Below are 17,763 nucleotides of genomic sequence, written 5' to 3'. Positions count from 1 at the left end.
CTCAGGCGGCGGTCAAGGCCCGATGGACATAGAGATCGTAGCGACTGGTCTTGCCCTCGATGACGTGCCGGGGAGCGGGCCCCGCGATGGGCGGCGCCTTGCGCGGTCGCTTGACCACCACCCGGTGCGTGGCCACGTCCAGCGCCGCCTCCAGCAGCCGTGGGGCGTCGCTGTCGTCGCCGGCCAGCACCCTGAAGAGCCGCATCTCCTTCTTGACCAGGGACGACTTGTCGCGGTGGGGAAACATCGGATCGAGGTGGACCACCTGGGGGGCCACGCCACTGGTCGCCACCAGGGCATCGAGCTCCCGCGTGGCGTCGCCGCGGGCCAGTTGCATGCGGGCGGCGACCTCGGCGGTCTCGGGGTCCGCCAGGGCGCGGGCCACGCCATCCTCGAGCAGGGCGAAGATCGCCGCCACCCGCTCCACCAGCAGCACCTCGGCCCCGAGGCTCGCCAGCACGAAGGCGTCCCGCCCCAGTCCCGCGGTGGCATCCACCACCGACGGCGTCACGCCCTTGCCCAGGCCGCAGGCTCGCGCGATCAGCTGGCCACGTCCGCCGCCGAAGCGACGCCGATGGGCCGCCCGGCCGGCGACGAAGTCCACCGCCAGCGGGTTGCCGTAGCGCCGGGGATCGCCGGCCAAGACCAGGCGTCCGTCGCGAATCTCCAGGGACAATTCGGCCTCCCCCGCCTCGCCCAGGGGCAGCCCGAGCCGGGCCGCCAGTTCCGCCAGGCCCGCGCCGCCCACCACCAGGGGCGGACGCTCGTTCATCGCGCCTTCTTCCAGGCCACTTGGTCACGCAGATAGACCGGCTGGACCTCGTGAGGCGGGCGGGCCTCGCCGTCCTCGAAGGCCCGCGCCGCCAGCAGCACCATGTCGGCGGCGTCGGCCTCCACGTCGGGCAGGTGCTGACCGATACCGGCCTGTACCTCGGCGGGCATGGCGTCCCACAGCCCCCAGCCGGACCCGACCCCCACCCAATCGTGATCCGCGTGGCCCGCCGGCAGGCGCAGCCGCGCCGGCGGCATCACCGCCTCCTCGGCGAGCGGCTCGGGGACACCGTCTCGGCACTGCCAGGCGGCCACGTAGATCTCCCCCATGCGGGCGTCCAGGGCGGTGACCAGGTAGCGGAAGTGGTGGCGACGATGGCCACCCAGGGCCAGGGCGGCGAGCGTCGAGACGCCGATCAACGGGCGATCGAGGCCATAGGCCAGCCCCTGGGCGGCACCGGCGGCGATACGCAGCCCGGTGAAGGAGCCGGGGCCATGGCCGTAGGCCACGGCATCCAGCGCCGACGGCGCGAGGCCGGCCTCGGCGAGCACCTCGTCGACCAGGGGCAGCAACCGCCGGGTGTGCTCCCGGGGGGCCAGTTCGAAGCGGGAGAGGAGTTCGTCATCGGCCCCCTCGCGACGGCGCAGCAGGGCGACGGAACAGGCGCTCGAGGAGGCATCCAGGGCCAGCAGGATCGACATGGGGCTCGGCCATCACAGCGAAATGGGCAGCCATTATACGTGGCCTGGCCAGAAACGACGATGGCCCGCTTAAGCGGGCCATCGAGCGTGACAGGGCGTGAAAGGTATCAGCCCTCCAGGGCCTCGAGCACCTGACTGGTGATGGCGTCGACGCTGCCGACGCCCTCGACGCGGTGGTAGGCCGGGGCGGCCTCCGGGTCCTGCTCCGCCCAGGCCTGGTAGTAGTCCACCAGCGGTGCGGTCTGCTCGTGGTAGACCGCCAGGCGGTTGCGCACGGTGGACTCGCGATCGTCGTCGCGCTGGATCAGCGGCTCGCCGGTGACGTCGTCCTTGCCGGGCTCCTTGGGCGGATTGTACTCGACGTGGTAGACGCGGCCGGAGCCCGGGTGCACGCGACGACCGGCCAGGCGCTTGACGATCTCCTCGTCCTCGACGGCGATCTCCAGCACATGGTCGAGCTTGACGCCCGCGTCCTTCATGGCGTCGGCCTGGGGGATGGTGCGCGGGAAACCGTCGAACAGGAAGCCGTTCTCGCAGTCCGGCTGGGCGATGCGCTCCTTGACCAGGGCGATGATGATGTCGTCGGACACCAGGCCACCACTGGTCATGATCTCCTTGACCTTGAGCCCCAGCTCACTGCCTTCCTTGACCGCGGCACGCAGCATGTCGCCGGTGGAGATCTGCGGAATCTTGAACCGCTCGCAGATGAACTGGGCCTGGGTGCCCTTTCCGGCACCCGGGGCGCCCAACAGGATCAAACGCATGTTCTTGTACCTCGGTAGGTAAGTGGTCGTCACAAGCGAAAAAATGGATGGGAAGGAACGATAACCGTGGCATCGTCCGTAGACAAGCGACGCGACCCGAATGTTGTAGAAAAAGAAGCGAAAACCGGTTGCAGATCAATCCACTGTCAGCCGAATAACACTTTGGTCTTCCCTGCGTCATCGTGCCCGTTCGGCGCTACAAACAACGACGGCGCCTCATGGCGCCGTCGTCGATCCACCGCCCGGGAATTACAGCAGCAGGCGGCGGATATCGGTCAGTAGCTGACCGAGCAGGGCGGTGAAGCGCGCCGCATCGGCGCCATTGACCGCCCGGTGGTCGTAGGAGAGGCACAGCGGCATCATCAGCCGCGGCTCGAAGGCCTTGCCGTCCCACACCGGCTTCATCTGCGCCTTGGAGATGCCGAGGATGGCGACCTCCGGGGCGTTGACGATCGGGGTGAAGGCGGTGCCGCCGATGGAGCCCAGGCTGGAGATGGTGAAGCAGCCGCCGGTCATCTCCTCGCGCTTGAGCTTCTTCGACTGGGCCTTCTTGGCCAGTTCCACGGACTCCTTGGCCAGCTCGATCAGCGACTTCCTGTCGGCGTCGCGGATCACCGGCACCATCAGGCCGTCCGGGGTGTCCACGGCAATGCCGATGTGGACGTACTTCTTGTGCACCACCGTCTCGCCATCGCTCTTCAGGCTGACGTTGAACTGCGGGTACTGGCGCAGGGCGAAGGCGCACGCCTTGATCAGGAAGGGCAGCGGCGTGAGCTTGGCGCCCTGGGCCTCGGCCTCGGCCTTCATCGACTTGCGGAAGGCCTCGAGCTCGGTGATGTCCGCCTCGTCGAACTGGGTGACGTGGGGCAAGTTGACCCAGCTGCGATGCAGGTTGGTGGCGCCCATCTTCATCAGGCGGCCCATGGGCTTCTCTTCCACCTCACCGAACTGGCTGAAGTCCTGGTCCGGGATCGGCGGGATGCCGGAACCGCCGGCGGCCGCCGGGGCAGCGGCAGACGTCTGGGCCTTGCCGGCGATCACCTGCTTGACGTAGGCGTGGACGTCCTCCTTCAGCACCCGCTCCTTCGGGCCGCTGGGCCTGACCAGCCCCAGGTCAACACCCAGCTCGCGGGCCAGCATGCGCACCGCCGGGCCGGCATGGACCAGCTTGCCGTCGCGGGGTTTGTGGGCCGCCATCTGGGCTTCCGGGCTCGGCGTGCCGGCCGGGGTCGGTGCCGGCTTGTCGGCCTTCGGCGCCTCGGCCTTCTGCTCCGTCTTCTTGGCAGCCGCCTTGGGCGCAGGCTTGCTGCCCGCCACCTCGATATAGCCGATCAGGTCGCCCTCGGAGACGGTGTCGCCCTCCTTGACGGTCAGCTCGACCAACTTGCCCTTGTAGGGGCTCGGCACGTCCATGGAGGCCTTGTCGGACTCCAGGGTGATCAGCGGATCTTCCTCGTCGACCTCGTCGCCCACGGTCGCGGCGATCTCGATCACCGGCACGTCACTGGAGCCGGAGAGGTCCGGTATGCGGATCTCCTTGCGCTCGGGCTCGCCGCCGGCGACCTCCTCTTCCTCGGCCGGAGCTTCCTCGGGCTCGGCGGCCTGGGCCGGCTCGGCGGGCGCCTCGGCGTCATCGCCGCCCTCTCCGGCGACCTCCATGGTACCGATGACATCGCCCTCGGAGACCGTATCGCCCTCCTTGACGGTCAGGCTGACCAGCTTGCCGGCATGGGGGCTGGGCACGTCCATGGAGGCCTTGTCGGACTCCAGGGTGATCAGGGTGTCCTCTTCGGCGACCTCGTCGCCCTCGGCCACCGCCACCTCGATGATCTCCACGTCGGAGGAACCACCCAGGTCGGGTACCTTGATCTCCACGGTGCGTTTGCCGCCACCGCTCGCCGGCTTCGCCGGGGGCTTCTCCGCGGCGGGTTCGGGCGCCTTCTCGGGGGCCGGTGACGCCGGCTCCTCGGCCGCACCACCATCGGCACCCGCCGGCTCCAGCTCGACGATGTCGTCGCCCTCGGAGACGGTATCGCCCTCCTTGACCAACACCTTGATGACCTTGCCACCCTTCGGCGCCGGCACATCCATGGAGGCCTTGTCGGACTCCAGGGTGATCAGGGTATCCTCGGCGTCGATCACGTCGCCTTCCGACACCGCGATCTCGATGATTTCCACATCGGTATCGCCACCGATGTCGGGAACTTTGATGATTTCGCTACTCAAGGTCGCGCTCCTTCCAAATCGTGCCTGGAACAGGCGGGCCGGGGGCCCGCCAGCCACCTGATCAACTGGTCAGCGGATTGGGCTTGTTGGGATCGATGCCGTACTTCGTGAACGCCTCGCCCACCACCTTGCGGTCGAGTTCACCGCGGTCGGCCAGTGCCTTGAGCGCGGCCACGGTGACGAAGTAGCGATCGACCTCGAAGAAGTAACGCAGCTTCTCGCGGGTGTCGGAGCGGCCGTAACCGTCGGTCCCCAGTACATGGTAGTCGGTCGGCACCCAGGCTCGAACCTGGTCGGCGAACAGACGCATGTAGTCGGTGGACGCGATGGCCGGCCCCTGGCGGCCCTCCAGGCAGCGGGTGACATGCGGCTTGGCCGGCTCGGCGTCCGGATTCAGGAACGCCTCACGCTCCAGACCCAGCGCCTCGCGACGCAGCTCGTTGAAGCTGGTCACGCTCCAGATGTCGGCGCCAACCCCCCAGTCGGCGGCGAGCAACTCGGCGGCCGCTTCGACCTCGCGCAGGATGGTGCCGGAGCCCATCAGCTGGACGCGCCCCTTGTCGCCCCGGGTCTCGCGCAGCAGGTACATGCCCTTGATGATGTCCTCGGCGGGCACCGTCTCGAGCACGGGATGCTCGTAGTTCTCGTTCATCACCGCCAGGTAGTAGAAGCAGTTCTCCTTGTCGGCGAACATGCGCTTCAGGCCGTCCTGGACGATCACGGCGACCTCGTGGGCATAGGTCGGGTCGTAGCTGCGGCAGTTGGGGATGGTCGACGCCTGGATGTGGCTGTGGCCATCCTGGTGCTGCAGGCCCTCGCCGTTGAGGGTGGTGCGACCGGCGGTGCCGCCGACCAGGAAGCCCCTCGCCTGCAGGTCGCCGGCGGCCCAGGCCAGGTCGCCGATACGCTGGAAGCCGAACATCGAGTAGTAGATGTAGAACGGCAACAGCGTCAGGTTGTTGTTGCTGTAGGAGGTGGCCGCGGCGATCCACGCCGACATGGCACCCGCCTCGGAGATGCCCTCCTCGAGGATCTGGCCCTGCTTGTCCTCGCGGTAGAACATGATCTGGCCCTTGTCGACGGGCTCGTACTTCTGGCCTTCCGAGGTGTAGATCCCCAACTGACGGAACATGCCCTCCATGCCGAAGGTGCGGGCCTCGTCGGGGATGATCGGCACCACCTGCTTGCCGATCTTCTTGTCCTTGACCAGGCCGTTGAGGATACGCACGAAGGCCATGGTGGTGGAAACCTCGCGCCCCTTGGAACCGCCGGTCTGGGAGGCGAAGATCTTGTCGTCGAGGTCGGGGATCGGCAGCGCCTCGAAGTCGCTGCGGCGCTGGGGCAGGTAGCCGCCCAGGCGCTCGCGCTGCAGGTGCATGTACTTGAGCTCCGGGGAGTCGTCCTCGGGCTTGTAGTACGGCACCTCCTTGAGCTGCTCGTCGGTCAGCGGAATGCCGAAGCGGTCGCGGAACTTGCGCAGCGCCTCGTATTCCATGGTCTTGACCTGGTGGGCCTCGTTGGCCGCCTCACCGTCACCGCCGCCCATGCCGTAGCCCTTGACGGTGTGCGCCAGGATCACGGTGGGCTTGCCGTTGCTGGTGTTGACCGCCTGCTGGTAGGCCGCATAGACCTTGAACGGGTCGTGTCCGCCGCGGTTCAGCTTCCAGATGTCCTCGTCGGACATGTCCTTGACCAGCTCGGCGGTTTCCGGGTACTTGCCGAAGAAGTGCTCCCGGGTATAGGCGCCGCCGTTGGCCTTGTAGTTCTGGTATTCGCCGTCGACCGCCTCGTCCATGCGCTTCTGCAGGATGCCCTTCTTGTCCTTCTCGAACAGCGGGTCCCACAGGCGGCCCCAGACCACCTTGAGCACGTTCCAGCCGGCACCGCGGAACACGCCCTCGAGCTCGTCCATGATGCGCGAGTTGCCGCGTACCGGACCGTCGAGGCGCTGCAGGTTGCAGTTGATGACGAAGATCAGGTTGTCGAGGTTCTCGCGGCCGGCCAGCGAGATGGCGCCCAGGGATTCCGGCTCGTCGCATTCGCCGTCGCCCATGAAGCACCAGATCTTGCGGTCCTGCATGTCCTTGAGCTCGCGGGAGTCAAGGTACTTCATCACGTGGGCCTGGTAGATCGCCTGGATGGGGCCGAGGCCCATGGAGACGGTGGGGAACTGCCAGAAGTCCGGCATCAGCCAGGGGTGCGGATAGGACGAGAGACCATCGCCGTCGACTTCCTGGCGATACTTGTCCATCTGCTGCTCGGTCAGGCGACCTTCCAGGTAGGCACGGGCATAGACGCCCGGCGCCACATGGCCCTGGATATAGACCAGGTCACCCTCGAAATCGCCGTTCGGGGCCCGGAAGAAGTGGTTGAAGCCCACGTCGTAGAGGGTGGCCGCCGACATGAAGCTGGCGATATGACCACCGAGACCGGGGTTGGCCCGGTTGTTGCGAATCACCTGGGCGATGGCGTTGTAGCGGATCAGCGAGCGGATGCGCCGCTCCATGAAGAGATCGCCCGGCATCGGCGCCTCGCGATGCACCGGAATGGTGTTGCGATGCGGGGTGGTCACCGAGAAGGGCACCTGCATGCCATCCCGGCGCAGGCGGTCGGCCAGGCGGGTCAGCAGGTACTGGGCACGTTCCTCGCCCTCGCGATCCAGCACCGATTCCAGGGAATCCAACCATTCCGCGGACTCGATCGGATCGAGATCCTCTCTTGTCTCCAGACTCATAGACGTCTCTCCGAATGACGATGGGGGGTGTCGGTTGCCCCGCAACGCTGGGGCAGGGGTGCAATCTCTTTTGGAGATGCCGTGCACGCCGCATGTCGGGTGATGTAGTAGTTTTACAAGACGGCTCGGCATACCCGCCGCTGGTGCGGGAGAAGATACCGTAATCGTCCCGCCCTGCCAATTCAAGAAGAAATGGAAATATTTTTCACAAAATGATCATTGCGCCGTAACACAAGGGATTACGTACGCGTCATGGCCACGAACTCGACCAAGGTCAAGGGCTTGTAACCGAACTACCGTATGAATCAAGCGTGCCATTCAGCGTGATCGCTCACGTCCATCTTCCGCCCCGAACTGCGTAGTCTTTCCAACATTGCGAGCCCAGCAGTTGGCGAAAGTAGGCCCAGTCGAAGGCCGGGCCCGGATCGCTCTTGCGTAGCGGCGCCACCCGGGCATGGCTGGTGATGCGTCGTCCGGTCAGTGCCGGATAGGTGGTCAGCAGCGCGGCGGTGGTCGCCGCCAGTGCCCGGTACTGGGCGAGCGTATAGGGCGTGATCTCGTCGCCCTCCAGTTCGATGCCGATGGAGAAGTCGTTGAGGGCGGTTCGCGGCCAGCCCTCGTCGCACCAGTGCGACCGGCCGGCGTGCCAGGCCCGCGCCTCGAAGGGCACGAACTGCACGCACTCGCCGTCACGCCGGATCAGCAGGTGCGCCGAAACGCGCAGGTCGACGATGGCGGCGAAGTAGGGGTGCGCCTCGGGGTCGAGGCGATTGGTGAACAGGCGTTCGATGTGCTCGCCGCCGAACTGCCCTGGCGGCAGGCTGATGGAGTGCAGCACCAGCAGCGAGACCTCGCCCTCGGGGCGTGCATCCTGGTTGGGCGACGGCACCCGCCGCGCGCCTGACAGCCATCCCGCATCGATCGGCATCGCCTTCCCCTGACGTCTTCCGTGTGGATTCTCTATAATGGACGCCTCGAACGCTCATCGCACCCCCTGGAGAGTGACAGGCCCGCCATGCATAATCAGGACGCCCCTCTTTATCACCAAAAGCTCGGCGAAGAGATCCGCGACGCCGCCGCCCGGCTGCTGGCCGAGGATGTCGGCCCCGGTGATATCACCGCCGAGCTGATCCCCGACCGCCAGCGGGCGACGGCCCGGGTCATTACCCGCGAGACCGCCGTGCTGTGTGGCGTCGCCTGGGTCGATGAGCTGTTCCGACGCCTCGATGCCAGCGTCACGCTGCGCTGGAATGCCGCCGACGGCGACCGGCTCGAGGCAGGCCAGGCCTTTCTCGAACTCGAGGGCCCGGCCCGCAGCCTGCTGACCGGCGAACGCGCGGCGCTCAACCTGCTGCAGACCCTCTCGGCCACGGCCACCCGCACCCGCCACTATGTGGACCTGCTCGCCGGCACCGGGGTGCGCCTGCTGGATACCCGCAAGACCCTGCCCGGCCTGCGCCTGGCACAGAAGTATGCGGTGACCTGCGGTGGTGGCCACAACCACCGCATCGGCCTCTATGACGCCTTCCTGATCAAGGAAAACCATATCGCCGCCTGCGGCGGCATCGCCGCGGCGGTGCGGGAAGCCCGCAACATCGCTCGCGACCTGCCGGTGGAAGTCGAGGTGGAGACCTTCGACGAGCTCGATCAGGCCCTCGCGGCCGGCGCCGACATCGTGATGCTCGACAACTTCTCGCTCGACGACATGCGCGAGGCGGTGAAGCGCAATGCGGGGCGCGCCACGCTGGAGGCCTCCGGCAACGTCGACGAGACCACCCTGCGCACGATCGCCGAGACCGGCGTCGACTGCATCTCCAGCGGCGCCCTGACCAAGGACCTCAAGGCCATCGACCTGTCAATGCGGCTGATCGAGCAAGGCAACGCCGGCTGACCTCAGGTCTCCACGGCGACCAGGGATTTCTCCAGGCGGTGACGGCACAGCCGCTCACCGCCGCGCTCCACCCACTCCTCACCGAGATCCCGCCAGCCCCGGCGCATCAATCCGCCGACCAGTACCAGGCTGGCGTCGATGCGGGCCCGCCCCACCCCGTGCTCGAGCAGCAACCGCTCGGCATGCACCAGCAGGGTCGAGCCGATGCCGCGACGGGCCAGCGACGGCCAGACATAGAGCGTCACGATGCGCCCCCGGGGAATATCGAGCTCGAGAAACCCGACGCAACGACCGTCGCAGGTCGCCACCAGAGTGGTGAAGAGCGCCTGGCGTGCCGCCCAGGCGCAGGCTTCCCGGGGCAATGCCGCCGCCCAGGCCTCGCGCTCGGCCAACCCGTAGTGGGCCGTGGCTCCCTGCATCACGGCGTGATGGAAGACCTCGGCCTGGTCGGCGGCGTCCTTGGCCAGGGCGCCACGGTAGAGGATCCGCGGTGCCCGCGGTGCCTGCCCGGCACCCGCTGCCCCGTGCTCGGTGGTGATCTGGCTCATCGGTGTCTGCCCTGCGATGGGTCGGGGATCGAAAGTGGCACGCCCGGTGCCGAGCCGCAGCCTACACAAGCCGGGCCTCGCGGCCAATCCCCCTCGCCCCGACGCCGGCGAGCGGGCATAATCCCGACATGATCGCGACGCCCTCCTCCCCCGCTGCCCCCGGCTTCGCGATGACCCCGATCGGCGTCATCGAGAGCGACTACCCGGACAAGTTCGGCATTCCCCGCCAGCCGGGGCTGGCCCCGGCCGCGCGCGCCAGCCTGGCGCTGACGCCGCCCCACGACGACCCGCTGGCGGTGAGGGGGCTGGAAACGTTCAGCCACCTCTGGCTCACCTTCGTGTTTCATCAAAGTCCTGAGCGCTGGACGCCCCTGGTACGCCCCCCGCGGCTCGGCGGCAACGCCAGGGTCGGGGTCTTCGCCAGCCGCAGCACCCACCGCCCCAACCGCCTGGGGCTCTCGCTGGTGGAGCTGGTCGAGATCGACACCCGCCGCGGGGTACGCCTGGTGCTGGGCGGGTGCGACCTGGTCAGCGGCACCCCGGTGCTCGACATCAAGCCCTACCTGCCGTGGGCGGAAGCCCGCCCCGAGGCCCGCGCCGGCTTCGCCCCCGAGGCCCCGCCCCTGCTGCCGGTGACCTTCGCGCCCGAGGTCGAGGCGACCCTGGCGAAGCGCGCCGACGGCGCTTCGCTGCGCGCCCTGATCCACCAGGTGCTGGCCCAGGACCCCCGCCCCGCCTATCACCGGCGCACGCTCGGTGGCGATGACGCCCGGGTCTATGGCGTGCGGCTGCGCGACGTGGATGTGCGCTTTCGTGCCGAGGCCGATCCGGCGGGGGACGTCCGACTGCGGGTCGTGGAGATCGTCCCGGCATGAACCGCGCCAAAACGACGAAGGGCCCGGCTGGGGCCCTTCGCGTCGAGACGAGAGACGATATCAGCCAAAATCGACACCGATGCGCCGCCCCACCTCCTCGTAAGCCTCGATCACCCCGCCCAGGCCCTGGCGGAAGCGATCCTTGTCGAGCTTCTCGCGGGTCGCGGCGTCCCACAGGCGACAGCCGTCCGGCGAGAACTCGTCGCCGAGCACGATCTCGCCCTTGAACAGGCCGAATTCCAGCTTGTAGTCGACGAGCAGCAGGCCACCCTCGGCGAACAGCGCCTTGAGCACCTCGTTGACCCTGAAGGTCAGCGCCTTCATCTCGGCCAGCTGCTCGGGCGTGGCCCAGCCGAAGGTCTCGGCCAGCGACTCGTTGATCATCGGGTCGTGGAGGGCATCGTTCTTGAGGAACAGCTCGAAGGTGGGCGGGGTGAGCTCACTGCCCTCCTCCACGCCGAGGCGCTTGACCAGGCCGCCGGCGGCGATGTTGCGCACCACGCACTCCACCGGGATCATCTCGAGCTTCTTGACCAGGCTCTCGGTGTCGGAGAGCAGGCCGTCGAAATGGGTGGGAATGCCGGCCGCCTGGAGCTTGGCCATGATGAAGGCATTGAACCGGTTGTTGACCATCCCCTTGCGCGCCAGCGACTCCATGCGTTCGCCGTCGAAGGCGCTGGTGTCGTCGCGGAAGTGCAGGACCAGACGGTCCGGGTCGTCGGTGGCGAAGACCGACTTGGCCTTGCCGGCATAGAGTTCTTGACGCTTTTCCATGGGAGCCTCCACAGGCTGCGAATACGAGAGAGTATGGGAAATCAACCGATGGCCTGCCACGCCAGGCCGGTGTCCTGGGCGGCGATCATCAGCCGTGATTCGTCGCCATCGAGCAGCGGCACCAGGGCCTCCAGCGCCAGCTCGGGGCGGTTGTTGTGTTCGGAGAGGTGCGAGCAGACGATGCGCTGCAGGCGATCGAGCCCCAGCCGCGCCAGCAGTGCCGCTGCCTGGGCGTTGGCCAGGTGGCCCCAGTCGCCGCCCACCCGCCGCTTGAGTCGCGGCGGGTAGGGGCCCTCGGCGAGCATGCGCACATCGTGGTTGCACTCCAGCACCAGGGCGTCGCAGCCGGCGAAGGCCCTGGCCACATGGTCGGTGGGGTGACCCAGGTCGGTGAGCACGCCGAGGCTACGCCCCCCGGCATGGAAACGGAACTGCACCGGTTCGCGGGCGTCGTGGGGCACGGTGACCGGGTCGATGGTGAGTCCCTTGATGGCAAAGCGGGCCTGGGGGGTGACCCAGTGATGGCCGGGCAACTCGCCGAGGCGCCCCGAACTCCAGGTACCGGGGGTCAGGTACACCGGCACCCCGTGGCGGCGAGCCAGGGGGCCGACCCCGCGCACGTGGTCACCATGCTCGTGGGTCACCAGCACCGCGTCGAGCTGGCGCGGATGCAGGCCGAAGCCGGCCAGCCGGCGCTCGGTCTCGCGCAGCCCGAAGCCGCAATCGACCAGCAGGTGGGTCTCGCCGTCGCTGACCAGGGTCGCGTTGCCCTTGCTGCCGCTGCCCAGGGAGGCGAAGCGCAGCGTACCGACGGGTGGGCGTGACTCGGCCACCCGGGTCACCATCAGCGCAGCAGGCCCGACACCCGCTCGAGCAGCTCGCGCTGGTCCTCGGGGGTGAAGGCGCGCTCGCTGGCGTTCTCGGCCCGCAGCACGGTCCGGTCGGGGCCCGCGGACTCCAGCACCAGGCGGATCTGCTGGGACATCTGGCGCACGTCGGGGCTGAAGACGATCTGCAGCGGGTTACGATTGCGCTCGGCTTGGGTCATGTAGCTGATCAGGAAGTCGTGGGCGGCGGGATCGCTGTCGAGCAGCTCACGGCGCTCCTCCACGGTGAAGTCCAGCTGCAGCTGGTGGCTGAGCTCGGCCCAGGTGCGATCGATATCCAGCGGAATGGCCACCACCCAGTCGTCGCCCCGCTGCTCGAGGCGCAGGCGCTCCTCACCGGCCAGGCGCTGGGCGGCCAGCGACGACGAGCTTGCCGAGGCGCTGCGTGCGCCGAAGTACTGCTCCATCTCCTCGAGACAGGCCGCCACCGGATTCCCGCCCTGGTCGCAACGCACCTCGCTGTCACCTGCGCGCAATCCCTGACGCACGCTGAGGCGCGCCCGGGAGGTCTCGAGCACGCCGCGCGAGGAGTCGCTGGCGGTCACCTGCAGGCCACGGGTACGGGCGAAGTCCTCGAGCTGGGGCCAGACCGTACCGGGATCGGCACCGACCACCAGCCAGCTGTCGCGGCCGATGCTGCGACGCTCGACGAAGTCACGCTCGGTGGCACGCCCGGCCGCCAGCGGCTGCGGGCTCGGGGCCTCGAAGCCATCGCCAGGTGCCCGAAAGTCGCTTGCCGCTTCGGGTACCGGCATGGCATCACGATAGCGGTTGGGGTTGCGGGTGTCAGGCAGGATCAGCGGCGAGCTGCCGCTGGCATCCGCGTAGTCGATGTTGCGGTCGTGGTAGTAGCCTTCACGGGCGCAACCGGCCGTGGCCAGGGCGATGGCCGCCACCAGCGGCATCCATTTCAGCGCAGAGTTCATGCGTCCACCTTGCATCAGGTTGTCCAGGTTCCGGCGCCCGAGCACCGGTCAGTCGTCGATCAGGCCGGCCAGCTGCAGGGCCTCGCCGATGGTGGAGTGATACTTCTCGGACAGCCATGTCAGTGGCAGACGAATGCCGGGCTCGATCAGGCCCATGCGGTGCAGCGCCCACTTGACGGGGATGGGGTTCGACTCGATGCCGAGGTTGGTGTGCAGGGGCATCAGCCGGGTGTTGATCTGGTGCGCCTTGTCGGCGTCACCGGCCACGGCCGCGGCGCACAGCTCGTGCATCGCCCGGGGCGCGACGTTGGCGGTCACCGAGATGTCGCCATGGCCCCCCATCAGCATGAAGTCGCAGGCCGTCCCGTCGTCGCCGGAGTAGAGCATGAAGTCGCTGCCCTTGAGGCGGGCGATCAGGTCCTCGGCCCGTTCCAGGTTGCCGGTGGCATCCTTGAGCCCGATGATGTTGTCGACCTCGGCCAGGCGCAGCACCGTCTCGTTGTAGAGATCGGAGCAGGTACGTCCCGGCACGTTGTAGAGAATCACCGGTAACTTGCTGCCCTCGGCCACCGCCTTGAAGTGCTGGTAGAGGCCTTCCTGGGTCGGCTTGTTGTAGTAGGGACACACCGACAGGCAGTAGTCGGCTCCCACCTCGCCAGCGTAGCGGGCCAGCTCGACGGCCTCGGAGGTGGCGTTGGCCCCGGTGCCGGCGATCACCGGTATGCGCCCGTCGACCTCCTCCACCACGGCACGAATCACATCGAAGTGCTCGGCGAAGGACATGGTGGTGGGCTCGCCGGTAGTGCCGGCGGCGACGATGCCGTCGGTACCGTTCTCGAGGTGGAAGTTCACCAGGCGGCGCAGCGCCTCCCAATCGATGTCGCCATTGACCTTCATCGGCGTCGCCAGGGCGACGATACTGCCAGTGATCATCCTCACATTCCTCTCGATGCTACTACGCGATACGACTGCTGCGTCTGCCCCTCGAATGCGGGGACACGCCTCGGACAATGGCACCAACGCCAGGGGGTAGATGGTACTCAGGCGATCAAAGCCTGTACAGCACGGGCAGGCGAGACTTTACAGCACGCCCGTGGTTGCGTGTAATCGGGAGCCCCCATCGGCAGAAGGAGCCTTCCATGAGCGTCAGCATCGGCCAGCCCGTGCCCGACTTCAGCGCCAGCGCCACCGGCGACACCCGCGTGAACCTCTCCGACCTACAAGGCCGGCAGGTGGTGGTCTACTTCTATCCCAAGGCCAGTACCCCCGGCTGTACCACCGAGGGCGGCGACTTCCGCGACCGCAAGGGCGCCTTCGATGCCGCCAACACCATGATCCTCGGCGTCTCCCGCGACGGCCTCCGCGCCCAGGAGAACTTCAAGGCCAAGCAGGGCTTCAACTTCGAGCTGATCTCCGACCAGGACGAAACCGTCTGCCGGCTGTTCGATGTCATCAAGCTCAAGAAGCTCTACGGCAAGGAACACCTCGGCATCGCGCGCAGCACCTTCCTGATCGATGCCGAGGGCAGGCTCGCCCGGGAGTGGCGCGGGGTCAAGGTACCCGGCCACGCCGAGGAGGTGCTCGACGCCGCCCGGGAGCTGAACGCCGCCTCCTGAGCCCTCTCTCACCGCCCGCACGCCGGGCGGTGGTGCTCACTCCTCGGCCAGGGATTCCACCGCCTCATTCTTCTGCCGCTTCTTGATGCCCCGCGGCCAGGCGTAGACTAGCGCCTTGAGCAGGGTCGCCAGCGGAATGGCGAAGAAGACCCCCCAGAAGCCCCAGATTCCGCCGAAGAAGAGTATCGCCAGGATGATCGACACCGGATGTATATTGACCGCCTCCGAGAACAGGATCGGCGACAGGACGTTGCCGTCCAGCGCCTGGATGACGCCGTAGGCGAGTACCACGTAGAGGAATTCGTCGGTCATGCCGAAGTGGAAGCCGGCCACCGCCGCCACCGGCAGGGTGGCCACGGCGGCACCGATATAGGGCACCAGCACCGAGAAGCCCACCATCACCGCCAGCAGCGCCGAATAGGGCAGCCCAAAGAAGGCGAAGGTCAGGAAGGCCACGGTGCCGACGATGATGATCTCGATGAACTTGCCACGTACGTAGTTGGCGATCTGGTCGTCCATCTCCTGCCAGATCCGCGTCATCAGGGTACGCTGCTGGGGCAGCAGCGACACCATGAAGGCCACCAGGGTGTCGCGATCCTTGAGCATGAAGAACACCAGGATCGGCACCAGGATAAGGTAGACGATCAGGGCGATGACATTGCCCAGCGAGGCCAGCGACAGCGTCAGCGCCCGCTGGCCGAACTGCGTCATCTCACGCCCGGCCACGCCGATCCAGCTCTGGATCTGGTCCGGCGTCACCAGGTTAGGATAGCGCTCCTGGAGGTCGTCCAGCAGCTGCTGGCCGCTGGCGAACATGCGCGGCGCCTCCTGCACCAGGCTGACGAGCTGGTTCCAGATCAGCGGCAGCAGGATGAAGGCCATCGCCATCAGCATGCCGAGGAAGCCGAGGAACACCAGGATCACCGCCAGCAGGTGCGGCACTCCACGACGCTCCAGCCAACTCACCGCCCCCTGCAGCAGGAAGGCGATCACCAGGGCGATGAAGAAGGGCGCCAGCATGCGCCCGAACCAGATCACCGCGGCGAACCCCAGCACCAGCACCACCAGCAGGATCACCGCCTCCTCGTCGGAGAAGTAGTGGTCGATCCAACTCTTGAAGACGGCGCGCAGGGTCATGCGGCAGGCTCCCCGCCCTTGCGAATCCAGTAGTGGAAGACGTCGCCGCGCTCTTCCCTGGCCGGCATTTCGTGGATGCTCTGCGCGATGAAGGTCTCGAAGTCACGCCAGGAGCCGGCATCGGTGGCCATCACCTCGAGCAGTTGGCCAGGCTCGAGGCGCGCCAGCGCCTGCTTGGCCTTGAGCAGTGGCAGGGGGCAGGGAAGACCGCGGGCGTCGAGCACGTCATCGGGTTGCACAGCCATGTTGTCTCCCGGGAGAATGCGTTCAGGGCATGCCGGGCACCAGGCAGGCGCCGCTCGACATGAAAACCCTTGAGATTTAAAGGCACTTTACAGGCCGAATCAATGTCGGAGGGAAACTCCCGCCGTCTGCCCTGCCGCAAAAGAGGATGGCCATGCCCCGGATTGCCACAACCTGCCTCGCCGCCTGTGCGCTGAGCCTGGCGCTGGCTCAGCCGACCTCCGCTCAGTGGATCGATGACCAGTCGAGCGGCGACTACGGCCTGCCCAGCCTGACCAGCAGCGACAGCCAGGCGATCAGCGGCGAGGAGACACGGCTGGGCCGCGCCTGGCTCAGACAGTTCCGCGCCCGGGCACCCGGCTGGGACGACCCCATCGCCCAGGAGTACGTGGAGGGGCTGGTCACCCAACTGCTGCCCCACAGCGGCCTGGTGGACACCAATACCCTCGTCACCCTGGTCGATAGCCGCATGCTCAACGCCTTCGCCGTGCCGGGCGGCGTGGTCGGCGTCAATGCCGGCCTGTTCGCCTTCGCCGACGAGGAGGCCGCGCTGATCTCGGTACTGGCCCACGAGCTCGGCCACCTCTCGCAGCGCCACTATGCACGTGGCCAGGCCCGCGCCGAGCAGACCCAGATCCCGGCCATGGCCGCCATGCTGGCCGGCATGCTGATCGCCGCCAGCGGTGGAGGCGATGCCGGCATCGGCGTGGCGATGGGCTCGCAGGCGGCCTTCATCCAGGACCAGCTCGCCTACTCCCGACGCTTCGAACGGGAGGCCGACCGCATCGGCCTGCAGGCCATGGCCCAGGCCGGTTACGACCCCCAGGCCATGGTGCGCATGTTCCGCGCCATGCAACGCATGGCCAACTTGCAGGGTGGCAACCCGCCGGAATTCCTGATGACCCACCCGGTGACCGAGTCTCGCCTCAGCGATACCCAGGATCGCGCCAGCCAACTCCGGGTCGACAGGCCCCGCGACGAGGACCTCCAGTACTCGCTGGTCAGGGCCAGGGCGCTGCTGACGATTCACCAACGCGACCCGCAGCAGGCCGCCACACGCCTCGCCCAGGGAGAGACTCCCGAGAGTGCCCGGCGCTACCTGGCGGCGCTGATCGACGCCGAGCGGGGCAACGTGGATACCGCCCTGCGCGAGCTGGATGCCCTGGCCCGGGAGTGGCCCGACCTGGCGCTACTCCCCGCCTCGGCCGCCGAGGTGGCTTTCAAGGCCGGCCGCTACGATGACGCCATCGAGCGCAGCCGGCGCCAGTTGCGCTTGATGCCCGGCCATGTGCCCACGACCCGGCTGCTCGGCGAAGCGCTGTTGCAGCGCGACCCCGATGAGGCGTGGCGGGTGCTGCGCGAGCTGTCCGAGCGCCGCCCCGAGGATCCCCAGGTATTCACCCTGCTGGCCGAGGCCGCCGGGCGCAGTGATCGCGAGGCCTGGGGGCACCTGGCCCGCGCCGAGCAAATGCAGCTCACCGGGCGCATCGACAGCGCCATCCGCCAGCTCGGCGTGGCCAAGGGGGTCGCCGAACGCGACGGCGACACCACCGCCGCCAGCCGCATCGAACAGCGCCGCAAGGACTTCCTCGGCTACCGGGAAACGCTGGAGAAGTTCTGACAGCTGGAAGCTGGAAGCTGGAAGCTGGAAGCTGGAAGCTGGAAGCTG

General features: G+C 67.7%; 17 protein-coding genes. 4 read left to right on the top strand and 13 right to left on the bottom strand.

Features of this window, described 5'->3' with window-relative positions; translation table 11 throughout:
- Position 1: 1 nt before the first annotated feature.
- The 6 genes from QLQ85_RS17960 to ampD all read right to left on the bottom strand — a co-directional run bounded on the left by QLQ85_RS17960 (position 2) and on the right by ampD (position 8,125).
- Entirely contained in the window at positions 2-772 is a 771-nt protein-coding gene (locus QLQ85_RS17960; protein WP_282740262.1) for a class I SAM-dependent methyltransferase, read from the bottom strand.
- Positions 769-1,473 carry a tRNA (adenosine(37)-N6)-threonylcarbamoyltransferase complex dimerization subunit type 1 TsaB gene (tsaB, locus tag QLQ85_RS17955; protein WP_282740261.1) on the bottom strand — a complete coding sequence of 235 codons (705 nt, stop codon included), beginning with the start codon at positions 1,471-1,473 and terminating at the stop codon, positions 769-771. Before tsaB ends, QLQ85_RS17960 begins: the two co-directional genes overlap by 4 nt.
- Before the next feature lie 107 nt (positions 1,474-1,580).
- Positions 1,581-2,237, bottom strand: coding sequence for an adenylate kinase (gene adk / locus QLQ85_RS17950; protein ID WP_282740260.1), 657 nt, complete (start codon positions 2,235-2,237; stop codon positions 1,581-1,583).
- Between the two features lie 249 nt (positions 2,238-2,486).
- Positions 2,487-4,463 carry a pyruvate dehydrogenase complex dihydrolipoyllysine-residue acetyltransferase gene (aceF, locus tag QLQ85_RS17945; RefSeq protein WP_282740259.1) on the bottom strand — a complete coding sequence of 659 codons (1,977 nt, stop codon included), beginning with the start codon at positions 4,461-4,463 and terminating at the stop codon, positions 2,487-2,489.
- A 61-nt stretch (positions 4,464-4,524) separates the two neighbouring features.
- Positions 4,525-7,197 carry a pyruvate dehydrogenase (acetyl-transferring), homodimeric type gene (gene aceE / locus QLQ85_RS17940; protein WP_282740258.1) on the bottom strand — a complete coding sequence of 891 codons (2,673 nt, stop codon included), beginning with the start codon at positions 7,195-7,197 and terminating at the stop codon, positions 4,525-4,527.
- A gap of 331 nt (positions 7,198-7,528) precedes the next feature.
- Positions 7,529-8,125, bottom strand: coding sequence for a 1,6-anhydro-N-acetylmuramyl-L-alanine amidase AmpD (gene ampD, locus QLQ85_RS17935; RefSeq protein ID WP_282740257.1), 597 nt, complete (start codon positions 8,123-8,125; stop codon positions 7,529-7,531).
- 87 nt (positions 8,126-8,212) lie between these two features.
- Between ampD and nadC the strand changes: the two genes are divergently transcribed.
- Positions 8,213-9,088: a carboxylating nicotinate-nucleotide diphosphorylase gene (gene nadC / locus QLQ85_RS17930; RefSeq protein WP_282740256.1), complete on the top strand. Its 876-nt coding sequence runs from the start codon at positions 8,213-8,215 to the stop codon at positions 9,086-9,088.
- A 2-nt stretch (positions 9,089-9,090) separates the two neighbouring features.
- Here nadC and QLQ85_RS17925 read toward each other — a convergent pair whose 3' ends face one another.
- Positions 9,091-9,636: a GNAT family N-acetyltransferase gene (locus QLQ85_RS17925; protein ID WP_282740255.1), complete on the bottom strand. Its 546-nt coding sequence runs from the start codon at positions 9,634-9,636 to the stop codon at positions 9,091-9,093.
- Positions 9,637-9,764: 128 nt separating this feature from the next.
- Between QLQ85_RS17925 and tsaA the strand changes: the two genes are divergently transcribed.
- The gene (gene tsaA / locus QLQ85_RS17920; protein ID WP_282740254.1) at positions 9,765-10,511 is read left to right on the top strand and encodes a tRNA (N6-threonylcarbamoyladenosine(37)-N6)-methyltransferase TrmO; all 747 of its coding nucleotides are present in this window, start codon (positions 9,765-9,767) and stop codon (positions 10,509-10,511) included.
- A gap of 60 nt (positions 10,512-10,571) precedes the next feature.
- On the opposite strand, the gene purC is transcribed toward tsaA, so the two are convergent.
- From purC to dapA, 4 genes are read right to left on the bottom strand one after another with little or no spacing between them, the layout of a single operon-like run.
- A complete protein-coding gene (gene purC, locus QLQ85_RS17915) occupies positions 10,572-11,285 on the bottom strand; it encodes a phosphoribosylaminoimidazolesuccinocarboxamide synthase (protein ID WP_282740253.1) in 714 nt (237 codons plus the stop codon).
- A 41-nt stretch (positions 11,286-11,326) separates the two neighbouring features.
- Complete coding sequence (locus QLQ85_RS17910) at positions 11,327-12,130, bottom strand: MBL fold metallo-hydrolase (RefSeq protein WP_407650409.1); 804 nt, start codon at positions 12,128-12,130, stop codon at positions 11,327-11,329.
- Positions 12,130-13,098 (bottom strand): lipoprotein, NlpB, encoded by a 969-nt coding sequence (locus QLQ85_RS17905; RefSeq protein ID WP_282740251.1) that lies wholly within the window; start codon positions 13,096-13,098, stop codon positions 12,130-12,132. Before QLQ85_RS17905 ends, QLQ85_RS17910 begins: the two co-directional genes overlap by 1 nt.
- Positions 13,099-13,146: 48 nt before the next feature.
- Entirely contained in the window at positions 13,147-14,031 is an 885-nt protein-coding gene (dapA, locus tag QLQ85_RS17900) for a 4-hydroxy-tetrahydrodipicolinate synthase (RefSeq protein ID WP_102627416.1), read from the bottom strand.
- A gap of 206 nt (positions 14,032-14,237) precedes the next feature.
- Between dapA and QLQ85_RS17895 the strand changes: the two genes are divergently transcribed.
- A complete protein-coding gene (locus tag QLQ85_RS17895; protein ID WP_282740250.1) occupies positions 14,238-14,714 on the top strand; it encodes a peroxiredoxin in 477 nt (158 codons plus the stop codon).
- Between the two features lie 36 nt (positions 14,715-14,750).
- Here QLQ85_RS17895 and QLQ85_RS17890 read toward each other — a convergent pair whose 3' ends face one another.
- Together QLQ85_RS17890 and QLQ85_RS17885 are read right to left on the bottom strand one after the other, a co-directional pair.
- Positions 14,751-15,851, bottom strand: a complete 1,101-nt coding sequence (locus QLQ85_RS17890) for an AI-2E family transporter (RefSeq protein WP_282740249.1) — start codon at positions 15,849-15,851, stop codon at positions 14,751-14,753.
- Positions 15,848-16,096 (bottom strand): sulfurtransferase TusA family protein, encoded by a 249-nt coding sequence (locus QLQ85_RS17885; protein WP_282740248.1) that lies wholly within the window; start codon positions 16,094-16,096, stop codon positions 15,848-15,850. The genes QLQ85_RS17890 and QLQ85_RS17885 overlap by 4 nt, the downstream gene beginning before the upstream one ends.
- A gap of 152 nt (positions 16,097-16,248) precedes the next feature.
- Between QLQ85_RS17885 and QLQ85_RS17880 the strand changes: the two genes are divergently transcribed.
- The gene (locus QLQ85_RS17880; RefSeq protein WP_407650407.1) at positions 16,249-17,715 is read left to right on the top strand and encodes a M48 family metalloprotease; all 1,467 of its coding nucleotides are present in this window, start codon (positions 16,249-16,251) and stop codon (positions 17,713-17,715) included.
- Positions 17,716-17,763 lie beyond the last annotated feature (48 nt).

Source organism: Halomonas kalidii (genome assembly GCF_030010475.1).
Taxonomy (GTDB): domain Bacteria; phylum Pseudomonadota; class Gammaproteobacteria; order Pseudomonadales; family Halomonadaceae; genus Halomonas; species Halomonas heilongjiangensis.
This window is presented reverse-complemented; position numbering and strand designations above follow the sequence as displayed.

Coding starts and splice junctions, on each gene's coding strand:
- ampD (WP_282740257.1), bottom strand. CDS start 8,125: ATGCCGATCGATGCGGGATGGCTGTCAGGCGCGCGGCGGGTGCCGTCG.
- adk (WP_282740260.1), bottom strand. CDS start 2,237: ATGCGTTTGATCCTGTTGGGCGCCCCGGGTGCCGGAAAGGGCACCCAG.
- QLQ85_RS17960 (WP_282740262.1), bottom strand. CDS start 772: ATGAACGAGCGTCCGCCCCTGGTGGTGGGCGGCGCGGGCCTGGCGGAA.
- purC (WP_282740253.1), bottom strand. CDS start 11,285: ATGGAAAAGCGTCAAGAACTCTATGCCGGCAAGGCCAAGTCGGTCTTC.
- QLQ85_RS17905 (WP_282740251.1), bottom strand. CDS start 13,098: ATGAACTCTGCGCTGAAATGGATGCCGCTGGTGGCGGCCATCGCCCTG.
- QLQ85_RS17885 (WP_282740248.1), bottom strand. CDS start 16,096: ATGGCTGTGCAACCCGATGACGTGCTCGACGCCCGCGGTCTTCCCTGC.
- tsaB (WP_282740261.1), bottom strand. CDS start 1,473: ATGTCGATCCTGCTGGCCCTGGATGCCTCCTCGAGCGCCTGTTCCGTC.
- QLQ85_RS17925 (WP_282740255.1), bottom strand. CDS start 9,636: ATGAGCCAGATCACCACCGAGCACGGGGCAGCGGGTGCCGGGCAGGCA.
- nadC (WP_282740256.1), top strand. CDS start 8,213: ATGCATAATCAGGACGCCCCTCTTTATCACCAAAAGCTCGGCGAAGAG.
- aceE (WP_282740258.1), bottom strand. CDS start 7,197: ATGAGTCTGGAGACAAGAGAGGATCTCGATCCGATCGAGTCCGCGGAA.
- QLQ85_RS17880 (WP_407650407.1), top strand. CDS start 16,249: ATGCCCCGGATTGCCACAACCTGCCTCGCCGCCTGTGCGCTGAGCCTG.
- dapA (WP_102627416.1), bottom strand. CDS start 14,031: ATGATCACTGGCAGTATCGTCGCCCTGGCGACGCCGATGAAGGTCAAT.
- QLQ85_RS17890 (WP_282740249.1), bottom strand. CDS start 15,851: ATGACCCTGCGCGCCGTCTTCAAGAGTTGGATCGACCACTACTTCTCC.
- QLQ85_RS17910 (WP_407650409.1), bottom strand. CDS start 12,130: ATGGTGACCCGGGTGGCCGAGTCACGCCCACCCGTCGGTACGCTGCGC.
- tsaA (WP_282740254.1), top strand. CDS start 9,765: ATGATCGCGACGCCCTCCTCCCCCGCTGCCCCCGGCTTCGCGATGACC.
- QLQ85_RS17895 (WP_282740250.1), top strand. CDS start 14,238: ATGAGCGTCAGCATCGGCCAGCCCGTGCCCGACTTCAGCGCCAGCGCC.